The following is a 21,124-nucleotide window of genomic DNA, read 5'->3' as shown; positions in this document are numbered from 1 at the left end:
TTCGTTTTTTGCCTGATAATAGTAAAACCTGTGAAAGTTAATACTATTCCTTACCTGACCGCGAACGACAAGGCTTACAAAGGCTCTGCGGCGCCAGATTACCGTTGAGCATTCTAAAACCAAATTTAGCCTCAAGTTCTGAAGCATTCTCGGCCACGGTATTATCTGGACACCCCTGACCGTTGCGGCAATGGTGAGGCATTTCAATAACATTTGCGTTACTCATTAATTCCACCTCTTTTAAATTTTATTTTGACTTCGCCTACATTTTCGGCACCACGATTGGTTAGAGATTCTTCCCTGAATACTTCTGACACCGAATTGCTCATCAATCTCTTCAAAAGTTGAAGCTATCAGACCACAACAAGGACATTGATGCGGTAACTGAATGCTATTTTTTGGCTCCAGCCGTAGTTTAATTTCCGCCATTAAGACCTCTGTTGGAACAGCAGACAGATTGGGTATGACCTCGTTCCTTTCAACAGAAGAATCAATGTAGGAGGCCAAACATGCTCGGGTCTCTTCACTGAAACGATTACTACTTGTTCCCCTGGCAATAGAGCCAAGAAACTCTGGAGAAATACGCCCAATACGTTCGCTAAATGACTTCCATGTCAAATTCAGACGCAACTTTTCGTCTTTCAGGTAGTCCTGCAGCTCGCTTGTTGCTACATAAACCCCATGCTCAACTTCAATGAAAAATTTACTCATCTTAACCACCATGGTTTGCCAATAACAAACTAGCAAACTGAAATTAATCCTACTTTAAAACATCTTTGTTGGCAAGTGTTCAGATATATATTCGAAACTGCAACAAGTGTTATGACCTCCAATTTTCCATAGCATCTCTCACCCCCACCCAGAAAGGCCCTTAGCGCGCTTTTGCGGCGAACAGGGCGTTTCTGACAGCTTTTTTCCGCCCAAATCCTGAAAAACATCCTTCATAACTCCAGCATGTCAGCATGACTATGTAGTTAGATCCGTTTTCCATGGATTAGTGCATGCAGCTGTCGGAAATGTCTGCTTCTGGCACCACGGCGAATCCGCAGAGATACTCCTTCAAGAGCGAGAGGCTATTGGCATCTCTCTCGACATTTTCTCTGGAAGCAACCAACTCCGTGAGCGTGTGTTGAGCGAATGGGCACCCTATGAAGGCTCAGTGGAACAGATCAATGAGACCGAAGCCACGGCGACACTGACGAATCTTGAGTCTGGGCAATCAGCATTCCTAACAGGCATACCACAACGCTATCTACAAGAAGAGTCGGCGATTCAACACGACCTCTTCAACTGGCCTGGAATGACTCCCATGCATCAAGCCGGGGTATCTATATTCGAGCAAGGTGGGCGCAGGCTGCAAGTCAACTACGCGAATCGGAACGACCTTGAGCACACGCTTGGGGTAGATCTGATTTACTACAACGAACCGTACGAGCTGTTCGTTCTAGTTCAGTACAAACTGATGCGTGAGGAAGGCGATCGGGTCTTGTATCGGCCCGATGCACAGCTTGCTCAAGAGTTGGTGAGGATGGATGACTTTTATAACTTGACCCGATCTGCCGCCGCAATCCGATCACACAACGAATACCGCTTGAGTGACGACGGATTCATGGTGAAATTGGTGCCAAATAAGGGGCTTAGACCTGCATCTGGCGAACTGATAAAGGGCATGTATGTACCGCGTGAGTACATGCATTTTCTCTTAGGCCCAAATGGTCCGAAAGGCCCTCAGGGCGGCTCCCAGATCACCTTCGAAGGAGCGCCCAGGTACCTTACGAACTCGCAGTTCGCAGCGAGCGTCAATGCAGGCTGGATTGGCTCCCGAGGAGTCCAGTCGCAGACTGTTAGAAACATGATTCAAAGCTTCTATGAAACGGGCAAAGCACTCGTGGTCGCTTATGAGTCCGAGTGACTAGCCAAGACCGTGCTGCCTGCAAGTGACCAACCCTTCAATCGAAAGAGCGTAGGCCGATTGCTTTCATACGTCGAATTCGACTAGGCGAACGATAGCACCTGGCACAGGGCTGCTGTTGCAGCCCTGACAACCTTAGACTTCAATCGATTCAGAGATCTCTAACGCATCATCTACTTCAATGCCCAGATAACGGACTGTGCTTTCCAGTTTCTTATGGCCCAACAGAAGTTGGATCACCCGAAGATTCTTGGTTTTCTTGTAGATCAGGTAAGGTTTTGTTCTTCTCATGGAATGTGTGCTGTAAAGCGAATCTTCGAGACCAAGCTTTTCTACCCACCCATGAAAAATTCGGTTGTATTGCCGGGTAGATATGGGCTGGTTAGTTCCGACTCGAGACCGAAACAAGAAGTCTTTACTATGCAAATTGCCAAGCTTTATCAATGCAGCAACAGCTTCTCTTGTTCCTTTGGTTATCTCAAACTGCACAGGGCTACCGGTTTTCTGTTGCAACACCGTAGCTCTGCTTGAAACAGAGCTACCATATGCAACATCAGATACTTTGAGTTTTACCAGGTCACAGCCTCGTAGCTTACTGTCCAAGGCCATATTGAACAGAGCTAAATCGCGCGTTTTACCTTCCAGTTCAAGCCGGATTCGGATCCCCCAGATATGAGATATCTGAAGTGGTCTTTTTTGGCCGATGATACGGTCTTTGTTCCACGGTGACGTGTTCATACTCAAATCTCCTGCAATGTGGGAGATTTGAGTATGGTTGTCCCTTATGAGCGATCAGAGGACGTTCCTAATTCCTTTAAACAATCATCCAGGGAGGATATGATAAAAATATTCAGCTATAAAGCCTAAAGGGAATGGACATGACATTGTTTGAGGAATGTAAGGACCTTCTCAAGACAGATTTTAATGTTATGGAAGGGGATGATTTGAGTGCGGTAATGGATATTTTTCTTCAATATCCATGGTATAGCGGTGATCTCAAATGGTCGGAAATGGACTTTAGCGATTATGAACCTAGTCATGAGATGTTTAACGTGAGCGACTTAGGCAATGAAACTGTATTTGTCGTAGCGGATGATGCGAATGTGCCCGTGTTCAGAACCCATCTACAACTCATTGTCGATAATATCTACGATGTCATCGCCCTGTCACCTAAACTATTTATTTTTAACGATAAGATAATGATTAAGCCTTTATTCCCTCATGATCTTATAAGGGTTGGTCTGCGAAAGTGATGAGTAAAAATGCTAACCAGCTCCCCGTTGCTCAACTAAGACTGTTGTTCTCCACGTCCGCTCCTGCTATGGAGCGGACTAACTGACTGAGCAAAAGTTCCGCTGTGAGCGAGCCGCGGGGTTCGCAATGCATACTTATAACAAAATGCCTTGAGACATAGAGAGCTGGCCACCTAAATACAAACCAGGACTAGTCAGGTATGATGATTTTAATTATGTCTTCGTGCTAAATTAAATTATATTGCAAAAAGACAACTTAAGTAACTGGTGTTTGGAAATATAAGTACTTTTACCTAGTCATAATCATATGGAATTGTACCAATTTTGGGAGAATCGGCAAATGTATTTTTTTCGAAAGATACAAATCCTGGTCTATTAATTGTACTACCTCTAGAGGTATCATAGTGAACCGATAATATGCTTTGAAGTATTCTCTGCAACGTGATATGAGGTCTTTTTGTACAATCCACACCCACATATTGAGCATGACCTTCTACAGTCGTGTTGTCCTTTCTAAGTTTAAATATACAAGTCTTATTTGCAACTATAACTTCGTTAATAAGAGTGGAAAAAGACCCTCCATTCTCCTTTGAAATGCTTGAGAATATTTTCGCATTGAGACCTCTCAATGTTTTGATGTCACTATCAAAAGAAAAAATAGCTGTGTGAGGCGTTCTCTTTTTATTTCCAGAGCATAAGGTGGCAGCATCTCTTAATGCTTTAACCTCATGGTGAATGTCATTTGTCTTTAATTTCTTTTTTACGGATATTATACTCACAACACCTTCAGGTGGGACAATACAGAATTCTTCAAATTTTTCATAGATTGGATAATTGGCAACATCATACACTATAATATCTAATTGCCTTGAATGACGATCTGGAAAGTTTTCAACACGAGTATTATCCTCAATTCCTGTTTTAGTTGAGGGGCTAAGAATAAATCCAGACATGGCTTTTAGATTAGAGGGAAGATGGCTATTAAGAAACGATCTTAACAAGGATTCAATATAACGTCCTTCCTCACCTCGGTGATAAGCGCCTTTGGAATTTGTATTAGGCAATAAAGTTTCTATCACACGATATCTTTCCATGATTTCTTTAGCTTCAATATCAAAAAAATTACGAACTCTTAGACCTTTGCTATTTTTTTCCACAGTGTGTTACTCCTTTCAAAAAAGTGGTTAATAATATCAAATTATAAATCGTCCATTTCACTCAATGTGACTATACAAAGAGTGGGATACGAAAGCAATAATCATTCAAATTGATTCGTATAAAATATAAATCCCCAGACATAACTTAGATAGTTTTGCCTTTATTAATAATATTGACCTTCTCCCCTTAGATTGACACAGTATAGAGTTAGAACATCAGCTTCTGGCACAAAGCGGATGGACATATGTGGAATGTTCGCTATGAGTGGAGTGAGGGAAAAGTTGATGCTGCGCAACATATCATCCCATAATGATTGAAAGGTAACGACACCAGGCGTATCAAAAGAGACGGCAACTTTGCCATTCTTTAAGGAAACAGATATATGGCGGACAGAAGACCTCTTAATCCAGGCGTAGTTGTTCCTAAACCCGGCGGTGGTACGCAGCCCCGTGATCGTAACAATGATGGTAGAGTTCGAGAAAAACGCTCGGATGCCGGGAAGCCGCGCAAATAATGACAAGCCGCCTCAGGGCGGCTTAATCCGCCATACCGTGTTGTCTAACCGGTGCCTGTCGCACCAGTAGGCTCTGAACGTTTTGAGATAACAACACCTAACTTTGCAGATACGCATCGTCAGTTCAGTAATGAGCGTCCAGAAGACATTCATAATTAGGTCGCCATGGATGTCGATAACATCGCCGTGTGTCAATCAACGGAGAACAGGTCAGGCGCGCTATGTTATTTTTGCTATAAGTGAATATTTCCTTATTTAGTTCCTTTCAATACAATACGTTAAGTCAGTTTTCTGTATCTCGATTGAGGTTATTATTTATTTTCTTTATAGCAGACCAATACATACCCTCAAAGTTATCATCAATCACATCAATTGTAATAACCTCAACACCGAATGCCTCAAGCAGTCCTTTTTTTTCATCACTGATAGTATGAGTGTAAAAATATATTTTGTTATTAATTGTTGCTTCAGATGAAAAACGGGCTCGCTTATTTAGCACCCACCATATGTCAGTCTCGCTATAGTCTAATGAAAAGCCGATAATGTGTACATTGCTTGAGAAAAATAGATCCACCCATGATGTGTGACAAAATGAAGCATCTCTAAGTTTTTCTAACATCGGTTTAACAGAAACGTCAGCGCCATTAACTTTATGTGAGTAGTTGCCTTTAACATAAGCATCGATTTTGCTCACTGAACCACAATAATGATCTAAACCAAGCATAATAGATTTGGGGTTGTCTATTTCACCATGTATATTCCACAGGAATTTTGAATTATTCTGTGATTCATACATTCGTTTTCTTCTCAAGCTATAAATTTCCTCTGAACTTAGCTTTACTGGCGAAATATCAAGCGCCTTTTCTAAGGCGTAATCATAATTAGTAGTAAGATAATGCTTAAAAGGTAGCGATGCTAACTCCTCAAGAACATCATTTGACCCTTGCTCTCGTAGTTCGTTAGCTATAACATTTTTTATTTCAAGCTCATCTTTTTTTTCGCTTCTATCTGGCGCATGTTTTTCTAGATAGATTCGCTCATACACCATAGTGTTTGGCAACTGGCCGCTTTCGAACTTATTGATACCTTTTATGTTATCGAGTAAATTACTCCAGGTGACGTGATTTTCAGAAAGTCTGTTTATTCCATTACCAAAAAAAAGAGTGTTTGTCATATGTACCATTTGATTTTAACTCGTAAAATATATTGTTGATTTTTTGTGCTAAACTCATTCACGATCATTGTTGCTCCTTTGTCGAGTGAAGAGTTCAAGTGCTCGTTCGTAATTAATTTTATGTTTTCCGTGTGGTGTCGCCTCGATGAACATCCGCATCTCCTGAGGAGAGAAAGAGAATTTCCTCGGCAGTTTTAGCTTTCTTTTTACTGTTCCATCCGCAGAATTACACTGACCACAAATTAGTGTTTCAGGAAACCGAGGCTCTCCTAAGTTCATGTAATCATTAGAATGGTCGTGATGTTTGTGCAATGCAGCAACCCAATCCATAAAGGCGTCAGGCGTATTCGGGAACCGGAGGGTCCATCTCATGATCTGAAATTTGCTGCGTCCACATCCTGGGCAGATCCAAGAGTCTCCCGTTGCTTTCCAGAGTTTATGATAATGGAGTCCTGTATGGTTCAGATATTCTTCATATGTAGGCGTTTTTTTCATGAAAATTTCACGTGCTCCACTCTACGGCACTTCTGCAGTTAGGGTGCTATTCAGGATGGCTTAATCTATATCAATAGCCCATATGTGAACACAATTATGACGACTCCAGAACCGTCCTAATTTATCATCTATTATGGCTATACACTCGATGACATCGAGCAAGACGGGCCTCTTTGCTACCAATAGAAACCCACAAGACTATAAATTGCAGCTCTTTCCGGGCAAGGATTTGTCCCGGGTTAACAATACGCATCCTACTAGTCAGTGGGTTTTTCACATAGGTAGCGAATAGGTATAGCAAAATTTTATGTTGGTTTCACTATAGCTATACAAATCGACCACTGAAACAATCGCATCTGTATTGGACGCGCTTGCAAAGGCAGCTTCCCTTACCAACAACCATACCGTTTGCCCTGGAGGCAGCGCGGGTGTAAAACATGGCGCACTTTAAACAGCTATGTTTCGGAAACAGCCCCATCACTCCCTGCATATGTGCTCTTTGTAAAGCAAACCATGTGTCCATCTGAAAAAATCGGTGTGCACCTGCCTGAATGATTCGCTAGCGAAAAATTAAACGCGAATACCACGAAGTACATTAAGCAGAGCGGGCTCACGCTCAATAAGCCACAGCATTTTTTATGCAATACCCGAGGGTACGCGCCGCTGTTGTTCCCAGCTACGAATCAAATCGACACTGGTCCCCACAACCTCAGCAAATTCTGCCTGCTTCATCCCCTGAATCGCCACGGGTTTAACAGATACCTCAGAGTCAATTAAGATGACTTAAAGAGAGGTTACCATGAGTGGTTAGCGTTATACCGAAGAGTTTAAAATCGCAGCAGTCAAACAGGTTGTTGATTGCTGTCATTCTGTTTCCAGCGCTGAAACACATCTCGATATGGCCATCCACAGCCTTTACGCATGGTTATCCGGTTCGATAATGCGTCAGCTTTTATTAAGAGCTAGCTTCTGAATCGTCCGCTTTTGGCACTAAGCAGTCGTAAGAGGCGGCACTGTTTTTCACGTGAGATTTGATTAGTTGAAGGTCATAAGTACGGATGATCAAATCGGTGATGAGAATGTGATGTGCAAAAGGCAGGCATACAACAACTCGAAGACTGAACAATGTGCGATGGCTCGAAATGGGCTACGGGAGTATGTATATGAGGGCTGAATGACCTGTGTGGTTATGGAGCGGTTTTACCACACTTGAGGGCGTGATTTCGGGGGCATTTTTAGGGCGGGGACATAAAAAGGGACACACTAATAACTGCTATACCCTGGTATTAACTGTCCCTGCAGTTTCTTATCATACTGATTTATATATATTTTAGTTTTAGGCTGATTGTTTTTTTCTGTATAATTGCAGAGTAATTAAGCAAGTTGGCTATGTTTTGTTGATTTTGCAGCGTGTTTTTCGCGCAAAGGGCGTGACAGGGTGCATGTGGGCGGTGAGTCAAAACACCGAAGCACAGTGCTGCGACTCCTCAACGTTACCCTTTTGCTGATTTCTTACTCTGTGTTCGATCGGATGAAATAACAATGGCTATGCCAGTCAGAACGATCAGTGTGCAAACCAGAATTCTCAAATCAGGCAATTCGCCAAGAAATAGCACCCCACCTACCGCAGCAATACAGGGCACGCTCAACTGCAGCGTGCTGGCGGTTGCGGAAGACATAGTGGCAACAAGTTGGTACCAAAGTACGTAAGCCATACCAGAAGCCAGCCCGCCGGAGAGCAGGGCAAGGATGACGCCGTTGGCGTCAGTATGCACGGGCTCCTGCCGTACCAAACTCAGGATGAAAATAACCGGAAGGCTCAGAATGAAATTTCCTGCAGTCGTCCCGGCAGGAGAGAGGATATTTTTCCCACGCACAGAGTAAGCTCCCCATGCCAGGCCTGAAGCAACCATCGTCAGGGCGGGTATAAAAGGGGGAGCGGTTGCGCCAGGGAGCAGCAGCATAATGATCCCCCCGATGGCAATAACGATCCCGGTGGCTTTGTATCCGCTAAGTGTTTCACCTTTTATTAATCCCCAGCCAATCATGCAGATCTGCACTGCGCCAAACAGCAGTAATGCGCCTGTTGCGGTATTGAGCTGAACATACGCGATTGAGAAGAATAATACATAGGCACACAGCAACAGGGCATCGATGATTTTCCAGCGTATTTCTTTCAGTTTCCCCCGGGCTATATGCCAGAAAAACAGCATTGCTGCACCACCGAGTAATCTCAGAACGCTGAATGTCTCAGGATCCGAATATCCATTCTTTAAGGCGATACGACAGAGGATAGAATTGGCTGCAAATGCAGTTAGCACCAAGAGAACCAGCAACAGCTTTTTCATACCCATCCTTAATGTTGACGATCTGTTGCAGAGTACAGAGTGAGTACATCAGGACAGACATGCTACCGCTGCTTTCGCTTATAATCCAACACGATAACGTTGCGCAGGGGGCTGGCGCTATCCCTCATAGCGGAGGTATTTAATATCACACTGGTGATGAAGTAAGTTTTAAAGAATCCCCGGCAATATGGGAGATTTGAGTACGGTTGTCCTGCGTGAGCGTGACGTGGACACCTGCACGGCGAAGACGGGTGCCCGACTTGTGTTGAAGGGTCAGGTTACTTAATTCGTTTCCCGGTATCGTCGATTACTTTTTCTCCATCCTCTTTGGTAAAAGCGCTTTTCTGACCTTCAGGTAGAATATCCAGCACAATTTCTGAAGGACGACAAAGACGTGTGCCAAGTGGTGTCACGACCACCGGCCGATTAATCAGGATCGGATGCTGAAGCATAAAATCAATCAACTGCTCATCAGAAAATCTGTCTTCACCAAGCCCCAACTGCTCATAAGGTTCAACGTTCTTACGCAGCAATGCGCGTACTGAAATACCCATATCTGAAATCAGTTTGCTAAGTTCATCACGAGTCGGGGGCGTATCCAGATAATAAATAATGGTTGGTTCGCTACTGCTGTTACGGATCATCTCCAGCGTGTTGCGCGAAGTGCCACAGGCCGGATTGTGATAGATGGTAATGTTGCTCATATCAGTATCTCATTACAAAGTGACAGAGAGCCGCCACGCCAGCGCGGCCAGAGTGACGAAAAGCACGGGCAGAGTCATGATTATTCCCGTGCGGAAGTAATAACCCCAGGTGATGGTCATGTTTTTCTGTGCCAACACATGAAGCCACAGCAGGGTTGCCAGACTGCCTATTGGGGTGATTTTAGGACCTAAATCGCAGCCAATCACATTGGCATAAATCATCGCCTCTCTGACGATGCCGGTCGCGGCACTTCCGTCAATGGACAATGCACCAATTAGCACCGTCGGCATATTGTTCATCACAGACGACAGGAAGGCTGTCAGGAAGCCGGTACCAAACGTGGCAACCCATAAACCTTTGTCTGCCAGCATATTGAGTACGGCAGAAAGATACTCAGTGAGTCCTGCATTACGCAGGCCATAAACGACCAGATACATACCCAGCGAGAAAATCACAATCTGCCAGGGTGCCCCGCGCAGTACTTTCCCGGTATTAATGGCATGGCCACGCTTTGCTACCACGAAGAGCACCGTAGCCCCAACGGCTGCTATCGCGCTAACAGGGATCCCCAGCGGCTCCAGAACAAAGAAACCGACCAGCAGAAACAGCAAAACAATCCAGCCCGCCCTGAACGTCGCAGGATCTTTAATCACACTGGCAGGTATTTTTAGCAGTGAAACGTCATATCTGGCTGGAATATCGCGGCGGAAAAAGAGGTGAAGCATGACCAGCGTGGCCGCTATGGCTGCAAGGTTCACAGGAACCATCACGGAGGCGTACTGTGTAAAGCCCAGACCAAAGAAATCCGCCGAGACAATATTGACCAGGTTGGAAACAATCAGCGGCAGGCTGGCGGTATCAGCGATGAATCCTGCAGCCATGACAAAGGCCAGGGTCGTCGCCTGGCTGAACCCCAGTGCGAGCAGCATCGCAATCACAATCGGCGTTAATATCAGTGCTGCACCGTCATTAGCAAACAGTGCAGCAACAGCAGCGCCAAGCAGCACTATCCAGGTAAACAGCAGGCGACCACGCCCGTTACCCCATCGGGAAACGTGCAGCGCGGCCCATTCAAAGAAACCAGACTCATCGAGCAGCAGGCTGATGATGATCACCGCAATGAATGCCGCTGTTGCGTTCCAGACGATATTCCAGACTACAGGGATATCATGAATGTGGATAACCCCCGTTCCCAGCGCCAGTACGGCTCCGATACTTGCGCTCCAGCCAATGCTGAGTCCTCTGGGCTGCCAGATGACGAGGATCAGCGTCAGTATAAATATACTCCCTGCCAAAATCATTTCAGGTTCCTTTATATATGTTTATATGTATATGATAAATTTTTCAGCATGATGTGCAGGCTGATTTTGACAGCCATTTACCTACATCGTCTCTCAGACACTGCCAGGTCGTCGTGATCGTCTCAGCCGCCCATGCTGGCATGTGGGGGGACAGGCGGTAGTGAATCCATTTGCCTTCCCGGCGGTCAAGCACCAGCTCTGCTTCACGCAGAATGGCCATGTGGCGAGAGATCTTGGGCTGTGATTCAGTGGTAGCCGCGCATATATCACATACGCACAGTTCGCCAGACTCCCGGAGAAGCATGACAATGGCGAGGCGGGTTTCATCCGACAGGATTTTAAAAAGCTGAACAGGCTGTAGCATTATTCACTCCGTTCCCTTTAGAATATACATATGGTAAATCATATGTATTTATTTTGAAATAACCAGAGTATTCTGGGGGAGAAATAATGGAACACTTTCCTGCACTGAACGCTGATTGCTTCGATAAGCAGATTTCTGAACGCCTGTAGATCCAGGAACCGCCACGCATTCTGATTCTGTATGGCTCGGTAAGAGAGCGTTCTTACAGCCGTTTTGCAGCAGAAGAAGTGGGTCGCTTACTGACGGCGATGGGAGCGGAGGTCAGGCTGTTTAACCCCTCAGGTTTACCCCTGCCGGATCCCCAATCAATCATCAATTGCCAAAGCCTGGCAGGAATTCGATGAAAACGGGCGGATGAAACCTTCGTCCTGGTATGATCGTATCGTCGATGTCACCGAGGAGTTGTTTAAAATCACGCTGCTGCTCAAGGGGCAAACCGGTTATCTTGCCGATCGCTACAGTGAACGAAAAGAGAGCCATCAGGAGCTTTCATCCCGCGTCAATCAGGAAAGAATATAGCGACCTTTGTTGCTGAACTCAGAAATGTCCGCCCCTGACATGAAGCGAGTGCATGATGAACGCTTTGAGCGAGGTGCAGAAGCCCTGTCTCACTCCAAAAATGGTATTGTTCTATCAGCCACGCTCATAACGAGGTTTTATGAAAATCAGAAGGTTCAAAAATGGAGATGAAAATTCGTTATTTAGCGTATTTTTATCTTCTGTACATACCCTCGCATCCCACTACTACACACATGAACAAATAGATGCCTGGGCCCCATCAGATATCGACCCGGATCACTGGACCAATCGCATGAGGGCACTACGTCCCTTTGTTGTTGAAGTGGGTAGTGAAATAGCTGGATATGCGGATGTTCAGCCCAATGGGTACATTGACCATTTCTATGTCTCGGGAGCCTATCCGAGACAGGGAGTAGGGACGCTACTGATGAACCGCATTCATGAAGAAGCCAGAGAATGTGGTATGGGTGAACTTACTTCAAATGTCAGTAAGGCTGCGGAAGCGTTCTTTCTACGACACGGCTTTCATGTCGTAGAACGAGGTTTCCCTGTGTGTCGTGGCGTGATACTACAAAATGCACTGATGCGGAAATATTTGGCGAAACAATAGAACACTGACTGAAGACCGTCGAACTGATTATGTGAGTATCGTACCAGACCCTGACAATCACACTTCACCGCGAATATTGCCAGACTGCTCATGTAAACATCCCGTATAACCCTGCCATGTGATTTTAGATATCTTGACTGAATGTGTCGTAATGTTCGCAACATCCGCTTATGGCACAGGGCTGCTGTTGCTGTCCTGATAACCTTAGACTTCAATCGATTCAGAGGTCTCTAACTTGTCCATTCTTTATGCAGTAACGCATAGATGCATGTGTCGTCATACTTTGCCTTACCATCCTCGTCCTCAAAGGAGACAAACTCTTTTAAACACCCTTCATGTCGCATATGCAAACGTTCACAGAGTTTTTGAGAGGCCAGATTGTAAACTTCTACCCAGGCATACAAACGCCTGGCATCTTTTACTTTAAATAAATAATCAAACAGTGCAGCAACTGACTCGCTCGCATATCCCTGACGTTCATAACGTTGATTAAAATGCCAGCCCACTGACCAGGTATTGCCGTCTGGCTCGTTGCTATTGTCTGCAAAAAGATGGCCGATCAACTCATCAGTTTCTTTTAAACAAACGGCAAACTGTCCTGGTTCACCGGCCCGCTTAGTCACTTCTGCCTCCGCCTCGGCTATCGAATGTAGTTTTTCCTCATTAAAGCAGGGTACACGTGGTGTAGAGAGATAATCAAAAAGTGCTGCTGCATCTTTTTCCTTAAAAGACCGAATAATTAATCTTTGGGTGAAAATGATGTTCATAGTGTCCTTAACTGTTGAATACCAGCCAGTCAAGCGTTAAGTAAGCTTGTAGCTGGCTGGGCGTATAATTGTTATTAGCCGTTCCGGCTATTATCCTTGCGGCCTTTTCGCATTTCAGTAATTCGGGTAATCACCACGAAAAATACCGGAACGAAGAAAATTGCCAGTAACGTTCCGCTAATCATCCCGCCGAATACACCAGTACCAATCGCATGCTGCGTGCTGTCGCTGGCTCCACTGGCGAGCATCAGCGGAACAACGCCTAATGTGAAAGCCAGAGACGTCATCAGTATTGGCCGTAAGCGTTGTTTTGCTGCCGTCAATGTTGCATCAATAAGGCTCTTTCCTTCTTTCATTAATTGTCTTGCGAACTCGATAACCAGAATCGCATTCTTGGCGGAAAGTCCAATCAGGGTTATCAGGCCCACTTTGAAAAAGACGTCATTCGTCATATTCGCAACGGATACGGCCAGCACGGCACCGAGCAGTCCCAAAGGAACAACGAGCATGACCGCGAAGGGAACGGACCAGCTTTCGTACAGAGCAGCCAGCACCATGAATACCACCAGTACCGAGAGCACAATAAGACCTGGAAGCTGTGATGCGGACTCCTTTTCCTGTAACGAACTTCCCGCCCACTCACCGGCGAACCCCGGAGGTAAGTGCTCAGCCAGCTTGTCTATTGCCGCCATTGCAGTACCCGACGATTTTCCCTGTGCGGCACTCCCGGTTATGCGTATGGCAGGATATCCCTGATAGCGTATCAGTTGCTGTGGTGCAACATTCCACGAAAGCGTCACAAAAGTGGATAACGGAAGCATCTGTCCCAAACGATTTTTGACAGACAAAGCCAAAAGTTGTTCTGGTTGCATTCGGTAGGGAGCATCCGCCTGGACGATAACCTGTTGAACCCGGCCATTATTGGTATAGTCATTAACATAATTGGAACCTGCTGCAACGGAAATTGTTTGATTTATCTCATCAAACGACACACCCATGGCCTCCGCTTTTTCCCTGTCGATATGCAGGGCAAGGCTTGTTCCCTCACCAAGCCCATCAATATAGACATCGGAAAGGTGAGAATTATTATTTGCCTGCATAATAAGCTTATCGGCCGCCTGCTTGAGTGCCTGATAGCCTTTCCCGCCTCTGTCCTGCAAATAGTAAGTGAACCCGGATGATGTTCCCATATCAGAAATGGCCGGAGGCAGCAGGCTCATCGTTACGGCGTCCGGCACGTTTGCCATTTGGGCCTGAATATAGTCGGCTTCCTCTTGCGCCGTGGTTCCTTTGCGTTGCCTCCAGTCCTTGAGGGTGGTGAATGCCATGGCCGAGTTCTGGCCTGAGCCAGAAAAACCGAATCCCAGAATCATAATGTTACTTTCTACCGCCTGCCGGTGGGCGATTTCCTCTTCAAATGTATCGACGACCTTAAGCGTCCGCTGCATCGTGGCATCAGAGGGAAGCTGGATTGAGGACATAAAATAGCCCTGATCTTCATCGGGTAAAAATGATGAAGGTAAGGAAGACAGACCGGCAAACAATGTCAAACATAATGCAGCGTAGATCATTATCACACGGCCAGTACGCTTCAGAAAACAGCCCAGAGCAGTGGTGTAAAACGAAGTCAGACGATAAAAGTGAGCGTTAAACCACGCTGAAAATGCGCTGCTTTTACCCTGATGTCTATCATGCGGCTTGAGCAGGGTTGCACAAAGCGCAGGGGTTAACGTCAGCGCCAGGAATGCCGACAGTAAAATGGATATCGCCATCGAAATGCTGAATTGTTGATAAATAATACCCACGGATCCGCTGGCAAAGGCCATAGGGATAAATACCGCAGTGAGTACTAGCGTAATGCCAATGATGGCCGGCGTAATTTCCCGCATCGCTTCTCGTGTCGCTTCCAGCGGAGACATTTTTTGGTCTTCCATCAGTCGTTCGACGTTCTCTACCACAACAATTGCATCGTCAACAATAATCCCGATGGCCAGCACCATTCCAAACATGGTTAAAATATTGATTGAATAACCGCTTAATAGCATGACGGTAAAGGTGCCGAGTAGCGCCACAGGTGCCACAATCGCTGGAATAAGCGTGCAGCGTATTTTGTGAAGGAAAAGCAGCATAACGAAAAAGACCAGAACCATAGCTTCAACAAATGTCTCAACCACCTTCAATATCGATAGCTTTACGAACGGAGCCGTATCGAAAGGCACGGTGAATGCCATTCCCTCGGGAAGTACACCGGACAATTCTGTTAAGCGCGCGCGGATACCCGACGCGGTACTAATCGCATTTGCACCAGGAGAAAGCTGAATAGCTGCCGCCGTTGCGGGGACGCCATTTTCACGGATTCCAAATGCGTAACTTTGTAACCCGGATTCCACGCGGGCGACGTCTGCCAGCGTCAGCCGGGCGGCGGAGACCTGTGATTTAATCGTGATATTGCGAAATTCTTCAACCGAAGAGAGTTGTCCTTTTACCGTTATAGGATAAGTCACACTTTGCCTGCTAGTCGCAGGTTCATCTCCGGTTCTGCCCGGTGAAACAATCACGTTTTGTTGACTGATGGCACTTAATACATCCGTAACAGAGAGCCCATAGCTGTGTAATTTCATCGGGTCCAACCATATGCGGAGCGCCTTTTCTCCGCCAAAAAGCTGGACTTTACCTACACCAGGTACACGCCGAAGTTCATCAGTAACATTCCTGGCAAAATAATCGCTTAAGTCAGCTTCCTGATATTCTCCGTTTTGAGATTTTAATCCCACCATCATTAAAAATCCGGAATTAGCTGCCTCAACATTGATCCCATTCTGTCTTACCGGCTGCGGCAAGCGAGATTCCACAATCTTAATTTGGTTTTGCAGATCCATCTGGGCGAGTTTGATATCGGTTCCAGGTTTGAAGGTTACGGTAATTGACGCCATCCCCGTCGTGTCGCTGGAGGATTCGAAATAGAGTAAATTGTCAACACTCGCAATTTCACGCTCGATTAAAGACACGACGGACGTGTTCATTACGTCCGGACTCGCGCCAGGGTAACTGACTGAAATGATAATACTCGGTGGAGCAACGGCAGGATATTGCGCAATCGGTAAATGAGGAATAGACAATATTCCTGTCAGGACAATAAACAGCGCGATAACCCATGCAAAAATGGGGCGATCAATAAAAAAATGCGGCATCAGATGTACTTCCAGTCAACGTACGAATGGTCAAAAATCAACATGTATTACCTGATAAAGAGGCCTCATCGTCTGTTGAGACCCGCTTGCCGATCTCCCTGAGCTGGGAGAATTTTTCCAGGAGATGTGGGGCGTCATCCAGGCTGGTTGAAAACATCCACATATACGTCATGACGGAATAAATATGTCCGGCATTAATTCCAGATTCCAGGCTCATCCTGATAATGGCCATGGAAAAGAGAGCAGAAACCAGAATGCCTATGGATAAATATCCCCATGCCTCTCTGTCGGATAGCACCACACGCAGGCGGGCAAGCGTGTCATAGTGTCTTTTCAGAGCTCCAAATGATGCCTTATGAACATAATCGACCTCTTTTTCGAGGCGATTATTAAGACGCCGATATAATGTCTCGTTTTTATGGGCATAGTCGGAGACGAAGCACATCAGTATTGCCACGATGATCAAACAAATTATTCCTGTCCAGAATTCAATCCATAACAGCATTATTGCTGCTCCGAAAAGGGATATGATCGAGGTGATCAATACAGACAGGTGCAGCTCGAAGAAATCCACGAATTCTCGTGATAGCGATACTCTCGCAGCAATAGTCGAGTGATTAAGTGAATATTTTCGCTGGGCTAATACTACAGTCACAGCAAGACTGGCGTAGATACGTGCAAACGTTCGCGTATCTACACTACGTCTGGCGACCCCCATGCACCACATGAACAGAACCATCAGACCATAAAGGACCGCACGTGACATCTGACCTGCCAGGATGGCATTTATCGCCATGCCCGCCAAAACGGGGTAGAGCAGGAATGCAACGTTTTCAGCAATAACCAGCATGAAAGTAATGCACAATTTCTTTCTGTGCCGCCAGGCGAGTCTCTTAAGCGAGATAGCAACCCCGGGAGCCGTAGGTTTGTTGGTGCCTTTATAAATCATGATAAATGTGTCTTAAGCATTGGAGTGAAAAAATATTCTGCCGTTGGTTTATTATTTCAGTTAAGTAACACCAGACGGCATAATAGAGCCGTCATATAAGACATGCGCTAAGTGTAACGTCATGATGTCAATCGTGAATGGATGTTTTATGGAGGATATGTGTACTCACTCCTGAAGATGTGCATTATGCTGACAAGGCATAAGATCAAATCATTCTTATACATAAACACACAGGTAGTCCGCAAAAGAAAACCAATAAAAAGCATTCATAATAAAAAATAAAATCATAAATGTCTGGCAAAGTATTTAAAAGAAGATGTAATGCAGTGATGGTAAATATAAATAGCAAAATCAGACCTAATGTTACTGCAATAAGGTTTTTTAAAACCCCTGGTTTTTTCTGAATAATAAATGATAATGCAGAAATGATTATCAAAACACGAATCAGTAAGGATGAAGGTATAGTTGATTCTACTTTTTCATTGATTGCACGCACAAAATAAAGCCAGGGAGATAATAACCCACATGTAACCATTAAAAATAAAAATGAGGCCATCAAATTCTCACGTCGGAAAATAAATTTAGTCAGCGTCATAGCGTTCCTTACACAACAGTACATGTTGCATGTAACTTTCAACCTGGTCGTATATTATCGCTTAACGATGTTGATTAATTATTTATGGAAAGTGTAGTGAATATGGAGGAAGTGGCCGGTTAAGTTCATAAAAATTTTGTGATGAACTTTTTCAAAAAGTATCTGTCAAACCGAACTAATCTGAAGCTAAGGTTTATAATTGAGTAAAAATCATTATGCATGACAATATAAGAGCCTTTTAGGGTAAAATGCATATTGTCATCAGTACTGTGGAAGAAAATATGAAAAGCAACAATCTGATTATCGTAGCAGAAGACGATGATGACATCTCCGCCATACTGACAGGCTATTTAAATAAGGCTGGCATGAAAACCTTAAGAGCCGAAGATGGTGAGCAGGCAATCAACCTTACCCGTCTAAACAGGCCTGATCTCCTGTTGTTGGACATCAACCTGCCCGTGTACGATGGCTGGAATGTTCTGACAACGTTAAGAAAGGAAACCAACGTACCGGTCATTATGGTTACAGCACTGGATCAAGACGTTGATAAACTGATGGGCTTGCGGCTCGGGGCTGATGACTATGTGATAAAACCCTTTAATCCCTCTGAGGTTGTCGCCAGAGTTGAAGCCGTACTTCGCAGAACAAGATCGGTTGCAGAGCCTACACATTCGCGGCCCTTAAGAACACCTTTTCTTACAATTTATCCTGATGAATTTTACGTTGAAATCGCGGTCCAGGGTGGGGTTTCCTCGCCGGTATTAACTACCACTGAATTTAAGCTTCTAACCTATTTGGCCAGAAATCCAAGGAAAGTATGTTCACGTGATGAGTTACTCGATGCGTGTTTGCCTGAGGGGGATTCGCTCGATCGCACCGTAGACAGTCATATGAGCAAACTCCGGAAAAAGCTTGAACATGCCGGACTTAAAGGTATTCCTGAAAGTATCAGAGGAATAGGCTACCGCTTGGGCGACAAAAAATGAACAAAGAAACAATTCTGAGCCGCCAGATATTGACATATATGCTGTCGTTAACATTCGTTATTATTGCAATTGCTGTCCTGGGCTCCTACTTATTTTATAGTTTCTTGATTGACTACCTCCCGGGAGGGATAAACGCTGGAGATGAAGATGATATGACCTTTCTTGACTGGATATGGATCTTGATCGCTTCATTGACCAGTCTGCTTGTTTCACTATTTTTTACCGTAAAACTATCTGCAAGAATATTAAATCCCCTGAATGATGTGGCATACAGCCTTAAACAAATCTCTCAAGGAAACCTTAGTGCAAGAGCGATTAGCAGCGGTTCTCAGTTGGGGGAAATGAATAAACTCGTTGATGATTTTAATGAAATGGCGGAGAAGTTACAGACGCTGGATGTTCAGCGGAATTTATGGAATGCTGCTATCGCGCATGAACTCCGAACACCAGTTACTATTTTGCGGGGCAGGCTTCAGGGGCTGGTTGATGGCGTATTTGAACCAGAACCGCCGCTCTTTAGAAATCTCCTAAAACAAACTGAAGGTCTGACTAACTTAATCGAGGATCTTCGTGTTGTGAGCTCCTCAGGAGGGGCCGAATATTCCTTGATGCTCAGCGAAGTCGATCTCGCGGCAACGATCTCCAGTGCACTTGATACTTTTTTGCCTGATTTCGAAAAGAATGGCTTCAACATTGTTACTGAGCTTAGCTGTCAGCGTTGCATCTGCGATCCATTACGCATTATTCAGTGCCTCACCGTTCTTTTTGACAATGCCTTAAAGTATTCCACCTCTCAAACACTTTTAGTGAAGAATGGTATTATGGGGAATGATAATTTTATCCTCATTCAGGACAAAGGACCTGGAATTCCTGAAGAACTCCAGAAGTCCTTATTCCAGCCTTTCCAGCGAGGAGAATATGCTAAAAATATTAACCCCGAGGGTTGTGGTTTAGGATTGTCGGTAGTAAAAGCCATTATGCGCGCCCACGGCGGAGACGTTAGCTACAGTGTAACTCAAGAAAATGGCTCGCTTTTCAAACTGTCATGGCCTACTTCAGGACATTAATAAACAGGCTCAAATGAGCCTTTTTTAGCAAGAGACAGATCCCACATACTGCCGAGTTTAGCGTCCCAAATTTCTGGGGTGATTTTAAGTTTGCCTCTATTGGGACTTAATGTTATTTCGCTGAAATAGATATCTTCTCCTTTAAGCATAAGATCGACACGGCAATAGTCTATTTCTTTTGCTAGCTCCTGGGCAGCAATAACGGATTTATGAAATGATTCGGGTTCATCTACTGGCGTTGGAGTATTTGGGTACTCCATCTGAAAGGGTTGTAAATTCCATGCTCTGTCATAGACATTAATGAATCCGCACCCATTGCTGTCAGTAAAGTCAGCCTCAATAAAACATGGTATACCGTGAAAGCAGTGTATCCTTAACATTTCAGGAGTAACGTTCCTGTTTCGATTGGAAAACAGATCCAGGTACATTTCGCAGAGAATAACAGGATATATGTTTTTATACTGCCATTCTCTAGTTGTATAATACATATTCTTTTTAAGTGATAATTTTAATTTTTTTATAGCCTTAGTGGAATCAAACGCCGATTTTTCTGTACAGATAACGGCGCTACCGCTGTCATGATTGCATTTCAAAACAAATTTAGGAGGTAGTTTATCGAAGTCGATATCTTCAACGCGACGATAAACACCAATCAATGGAACAAGCTTAACTAAACTTGTGCTTCTATTCACATATTCCCTGACAGCAAGTTTATCAGCCAATGTTGTAAAAAATGGATTGTGTTCGAATATGAGACGATGACAAATCTTCTCATTAAGCGTTAATGGATTAAGTAGGTCTGGATAGCGCCCCGAAAGTTTATGAAGTCTTTTCGCATGAAATGAAATATCTTTGGTGAAAATTGTTCTGCATTTTTTGAGTAAATACTCAATGTGTTTAATGTGGTAATTTATTTTACTCATAACTCCTCCATTCAGTTCGGTAATTCTGACAGAGGATTATTGATTTATATTTAGCAAATTATGGAGAGTATATGGACCGATATGCTTCTTTATTAACAGAAATTAATCAGGGACATTGCCCGCTCCTGGCACGAAGCGGGCCGCCTGAAGCGCCGCAAGATCTGCTATGAGCGAGGAGCGGAAGTTCGTAATTATTACCATAATAGACGAGTCAATAATATTATCCTCTCATACCTAAACGGAGACGGGTGAGTCTTGCGGATCTGACTTCTGTTCGTATCTCAATAAAAAAG

General features: G+C 44.6%; 19 protein-coding genes and 2 pseudogenes. 7 read left to right on the top strand and 14 right to left on the bottom strand.

Going from position 1 to position 21,124, the window contains the following annotated elements; translation table 11 throughout:
- Positions 1–240: 240 nt before the first annotated feature.
- Positions 241–711, bottom strand: coding sequence for a hypothetical protein (locus tag IB196_RS12125; protein WP_094169439.1), 471 nt, complete (start codon positions 709–711; stop codon positions 241–243).
- Between the two features lie 448 nt (positions 712–1,159).
- Between IB196_RS12125 and IB196_RS12120 the strand changes: the two genes are divergently transcribed.
- The gene (locus IB196_RS12120; RefSeq protein WP_185963967.1) at positions 1,160–1,912 is read left to right on the top strand and encodes a hypothetical protein; all 753 of its coding nucleotides are present in this window, start codon (positions 1,160–1,162) and stop codon (positions 1,910–1,912) included.
- Between the two features lie 135 nt (positions 1,913–2,047).
- Here the strand turns inward: IB196_RS12120 and IB196_RS12115 are convergent, their stop codons facing one another.
- Positions 2,048–2,650 carry a site-specific integrase gene (locus tag IB196_RS12115; protein ID WP_039316117.1) on the bottom strand — a complete coding sequence of 201 codons (603 nt, stop codon included), beginning with the start codon at positions 2,648–2,650 and terminating at the stop codon, positions 2,048–2,050.
- A gap of 140 nt (positions 2,651–2,790) precedes the next feature.
- On the opposite strand from IB196_RS12115, the gene IB196_RS12110 reads away from it, so the two are divergent.
- Complete coding sequence (locus IB196_RS12110) at positions 2,791–3,165, top strand: hypothetical protein (RefSeq protein WP_048216548.1); 375 nt, start codon at positions 2,791–2,793, stop codon at positions 3,163–3,165.
- Positions 3,166–3,458: 293 nt separating this feature from the next.
- On the opposite strand, the gene IB196_RS12105 is transcribed toward IB196_RS12110, so the two are convergent.
- From IB196_RS12105 to IB196_RS12095, 3 genes are all read right to left on the bottom strand, one after another.
- Positions 3,459–4,322 carry a DUF6602 domain-containing protein gene (locus IB196_RS12105; protein ID WP_127341218.1) on the bottom strand — a complete coding sequence of 288 codons (864 nt, stop codon included), beginning with the start codon at positions 4,320–4,322 and terminating at the stop codon, positions 3,459–3,461.
- A gap of 798 nt (positions 4,323–5,120) precedes the next feature.
- A complete protein-coding gene (locus IB196_RS12100) occupies positions 5,121–6,011 on the bottom strand; it encodes an SIR2 family protein (RefSeq protein WP_059444175.1) in 891 nt (296 codons plus the stop codon).
- 54 nt (positions 6,012–6,065) lie between these two features.
- Positions 6,066–6,506, bottom strand: coding sequence for a hypothetical protein (locus IB196_RS12095; RefSeq protein ID WP_220132810.1), 441 nt, complete (start codon positions 6,504–6,506; stop codon positions 6,066–6,068).
- Positions 6,507–7,338: 832 nt separating this feature from the next.
- On the opposite strand from IB196_RS12095, the pseudogene IB196_RS12090 reads away from it, so the two are divergent.
- Positions 7,339–7,434, top strand: a pseudogene (locus IB196_RS12090) (hypothetical protein); the annotation flags it as partial.
- A 565-nt stretch (positions 7,435–7,999) separates the two neighbouring features.
- On the opposite strand, the gene IB196_RS12085 reads toward IB196_RS12090, so the two are convergent.
- From IB196_RS12085 to IB196_RS12070, 4 genes are all read right to left on the bottom strand, one after another.
- A complete protein-coding gene (locus IB196_RS12085; protein ID WP_040233802.1) occupies positions 8,000–8,854 on the bottom strand; it encodes a DMT family transporter in 855 nt (284 codons plus the stop codon).
- A 278-nt stretch (positions 8,855–9,132) separates the two neighbouring features.
- Entirely contained in the window at positions 9,133–9,558 is a 426-nt protein-coding gene (arsC, locus tag IB196_RS12080; RefSeq protein WP_188232199.1) for a glutaredoxin-dependent arsenate reductase, read from the bottom strand.
- A gap of 12 nt (positions 9,559–9,570) precedes the next feature.
- A complete protein-coding gene (locus tag IB196_RS12075) occupies positions 9,571–10,860 on the bottom strand; it encodes an arsenic transporter (protein WP_005121238.1) in 1,290 nt (429 codons plus the stop codon).
- 43 nt (positions 10,861–10,903) lie between these two features.
- The gene (locus IB196_RS12070) at positions 10,904–11,224 is read right to left on the bottom strand and encodes a transcriptional regulator (protein WP_149691571.1); all 321 of its coding nucleotides are present in this window, start codon (positions 11,222–11,224) and stop codon (positions 10,904–10,906) included.
- 86 nt (positions 11,225–11,310) lie between these two features.
- Here IB196_RS12070 and IB196_RS12065 point away from each other — a divergent pair.
- Together IB196_RS12065 and IB196_RS12060 are read left to right on the top strand one after the other, a co-directional pair.
- Positions 11,311–11,743, top strand: a pseudogene (locus tag IB196_RS12065) (NAD(P)H-dependent oxidoreductase).
- 139 nt (positions 11,744–11,882) lie between these two features.
- A complete protein-coding gene (locus IB196_RS12060; protein WP_188232200.1) occupies positions 11,883–12,353 on the top strand; it encodes a GNAT family N-acetyltransferase in 471 nt (156 codons plus the stop codon).
- 230 nt (positions 12,354–12,583) lie between these two features.
- Here the strand turns inward: IB196_RS12060 and IB196_RS12055 are convergent, their stop codons facing one another.
- The 4 genes from IB196_RS12055 to IB196_RS12040 form a co-directional block, all read right to left on the bottom strand.
- On the bottom strand, positions 12,584–13,120 hold the full coding sequence (locus IB196_RS12055) for a GNAT family protein (RefSeq protein WP_188232201.1): 537 nt from the start codon (positions 13,118–13,120) through the stop codon (positions 12,584–12,586).
- A 74-nt stretch (positions 13,121–13,194) separates the two neighbouring features.
- Positions 13,195–16,311 (bottom strand): multidrug efflux RND transporter permease subunit KexD, encoded by a 3,117-nt coding sequence (gene kexD, locus IB196_RS12050; protein ID WP_188232202.1) that lies wholly within the window; start codon positions 16,309–16,311, stop codon positions 13,195–13,197.
- Between the two features lie 37 nt (positions 16,312–16,348).
- Complete coding sequence (locus IB196_RS12045) at positions 16,349–17,260, bottom strand: ABC transporter six-transmembrane domain-containing protein (RefSeq protein WP_188232203.1); 912 nt, start codon at positions 17,258–17,260, stop codon at positions 16,349–16,351.
- Positions 17,261–17,465: 205 nt separating this feature from the next.
- Positions 17,466–17,855 carry a transporter gene (locus tag IB196_RS12040; protein WP_149691574.1) on the bottom strand — a complete coding sequence of 130 codons (390 nt, stop codon included), beginning with the start codon at positions 17,853–17,855 and terminating at the stop codon, positions 17,466–17,468.
- A gap of 281 nt (positions 17,856–18,136) precedes the next feature.
- Here IB196_RS12040 and IB196_RS12035 point away from each other — a divergent pair, with 281 nt between their 5' ends.
- Both IB196_RS12035 and IB196_RS12030 read left to right on the top strand, forming a co-directional pair.
- Positions 18,137–18,841: a response regulator gene (locus IB196_RS12035; RefSeq protein WP_040233812.1), complete on the top strand. Its 705-nt coding sequence runs from the start codon at positions 18,137–18,139 to the stop codon at positions 18,839–18,841.
- Positions 18,838–19,908 (top strand): ATP-binding protein, encoded by a 1,071-nt coding sequence (locus tag IB196_RS12030; RefSeq protein WP_005121228.1) that lies wholly within the window; start codon positions 18,838–18,840, stop codon positions 19,906–19,908. Before IB196_RS12035 ends, IB196_RS12030 begins: the two co-directional genes overlap by 4 nt.
- Here the strand turns inward: IB196_RS12030 and IB196_RS12025 are convergent.
- On the bottom strand, positions 19,905–20,831 hold the full coding sequence (locus tag IB196_RS12025; protein ID WP_149691575.1) for an ATP-grasp fold amidoligase family protein: 927 nt from the start codon (positions 20,829–20,831) through the stop codon (positions 19,905–19,907). The two genes, IB196_RS12030 and IB196_RS12025, sit on opposite strands and share 4 nt — an antisense overlap.
- Positions 20,832–21,124: the final 293 nt, after the last annotated feature.

The sequence above is a fragment of the Citrobacter sp. C6_1 genome (assembly GCF_014596835.2).
Lineage (GTDB): Bacteria > Pseudomonadota > Gammaproteobacteria > Enterobacterales > Enterobacteriaceae > Citrobacter > Citrobacter pasteurii.
The sequence above is the reverse complement of the archived record's forward strand: the minus strand, read 5'-3'. Positions and strand labels throughout refer to the sequence as shown.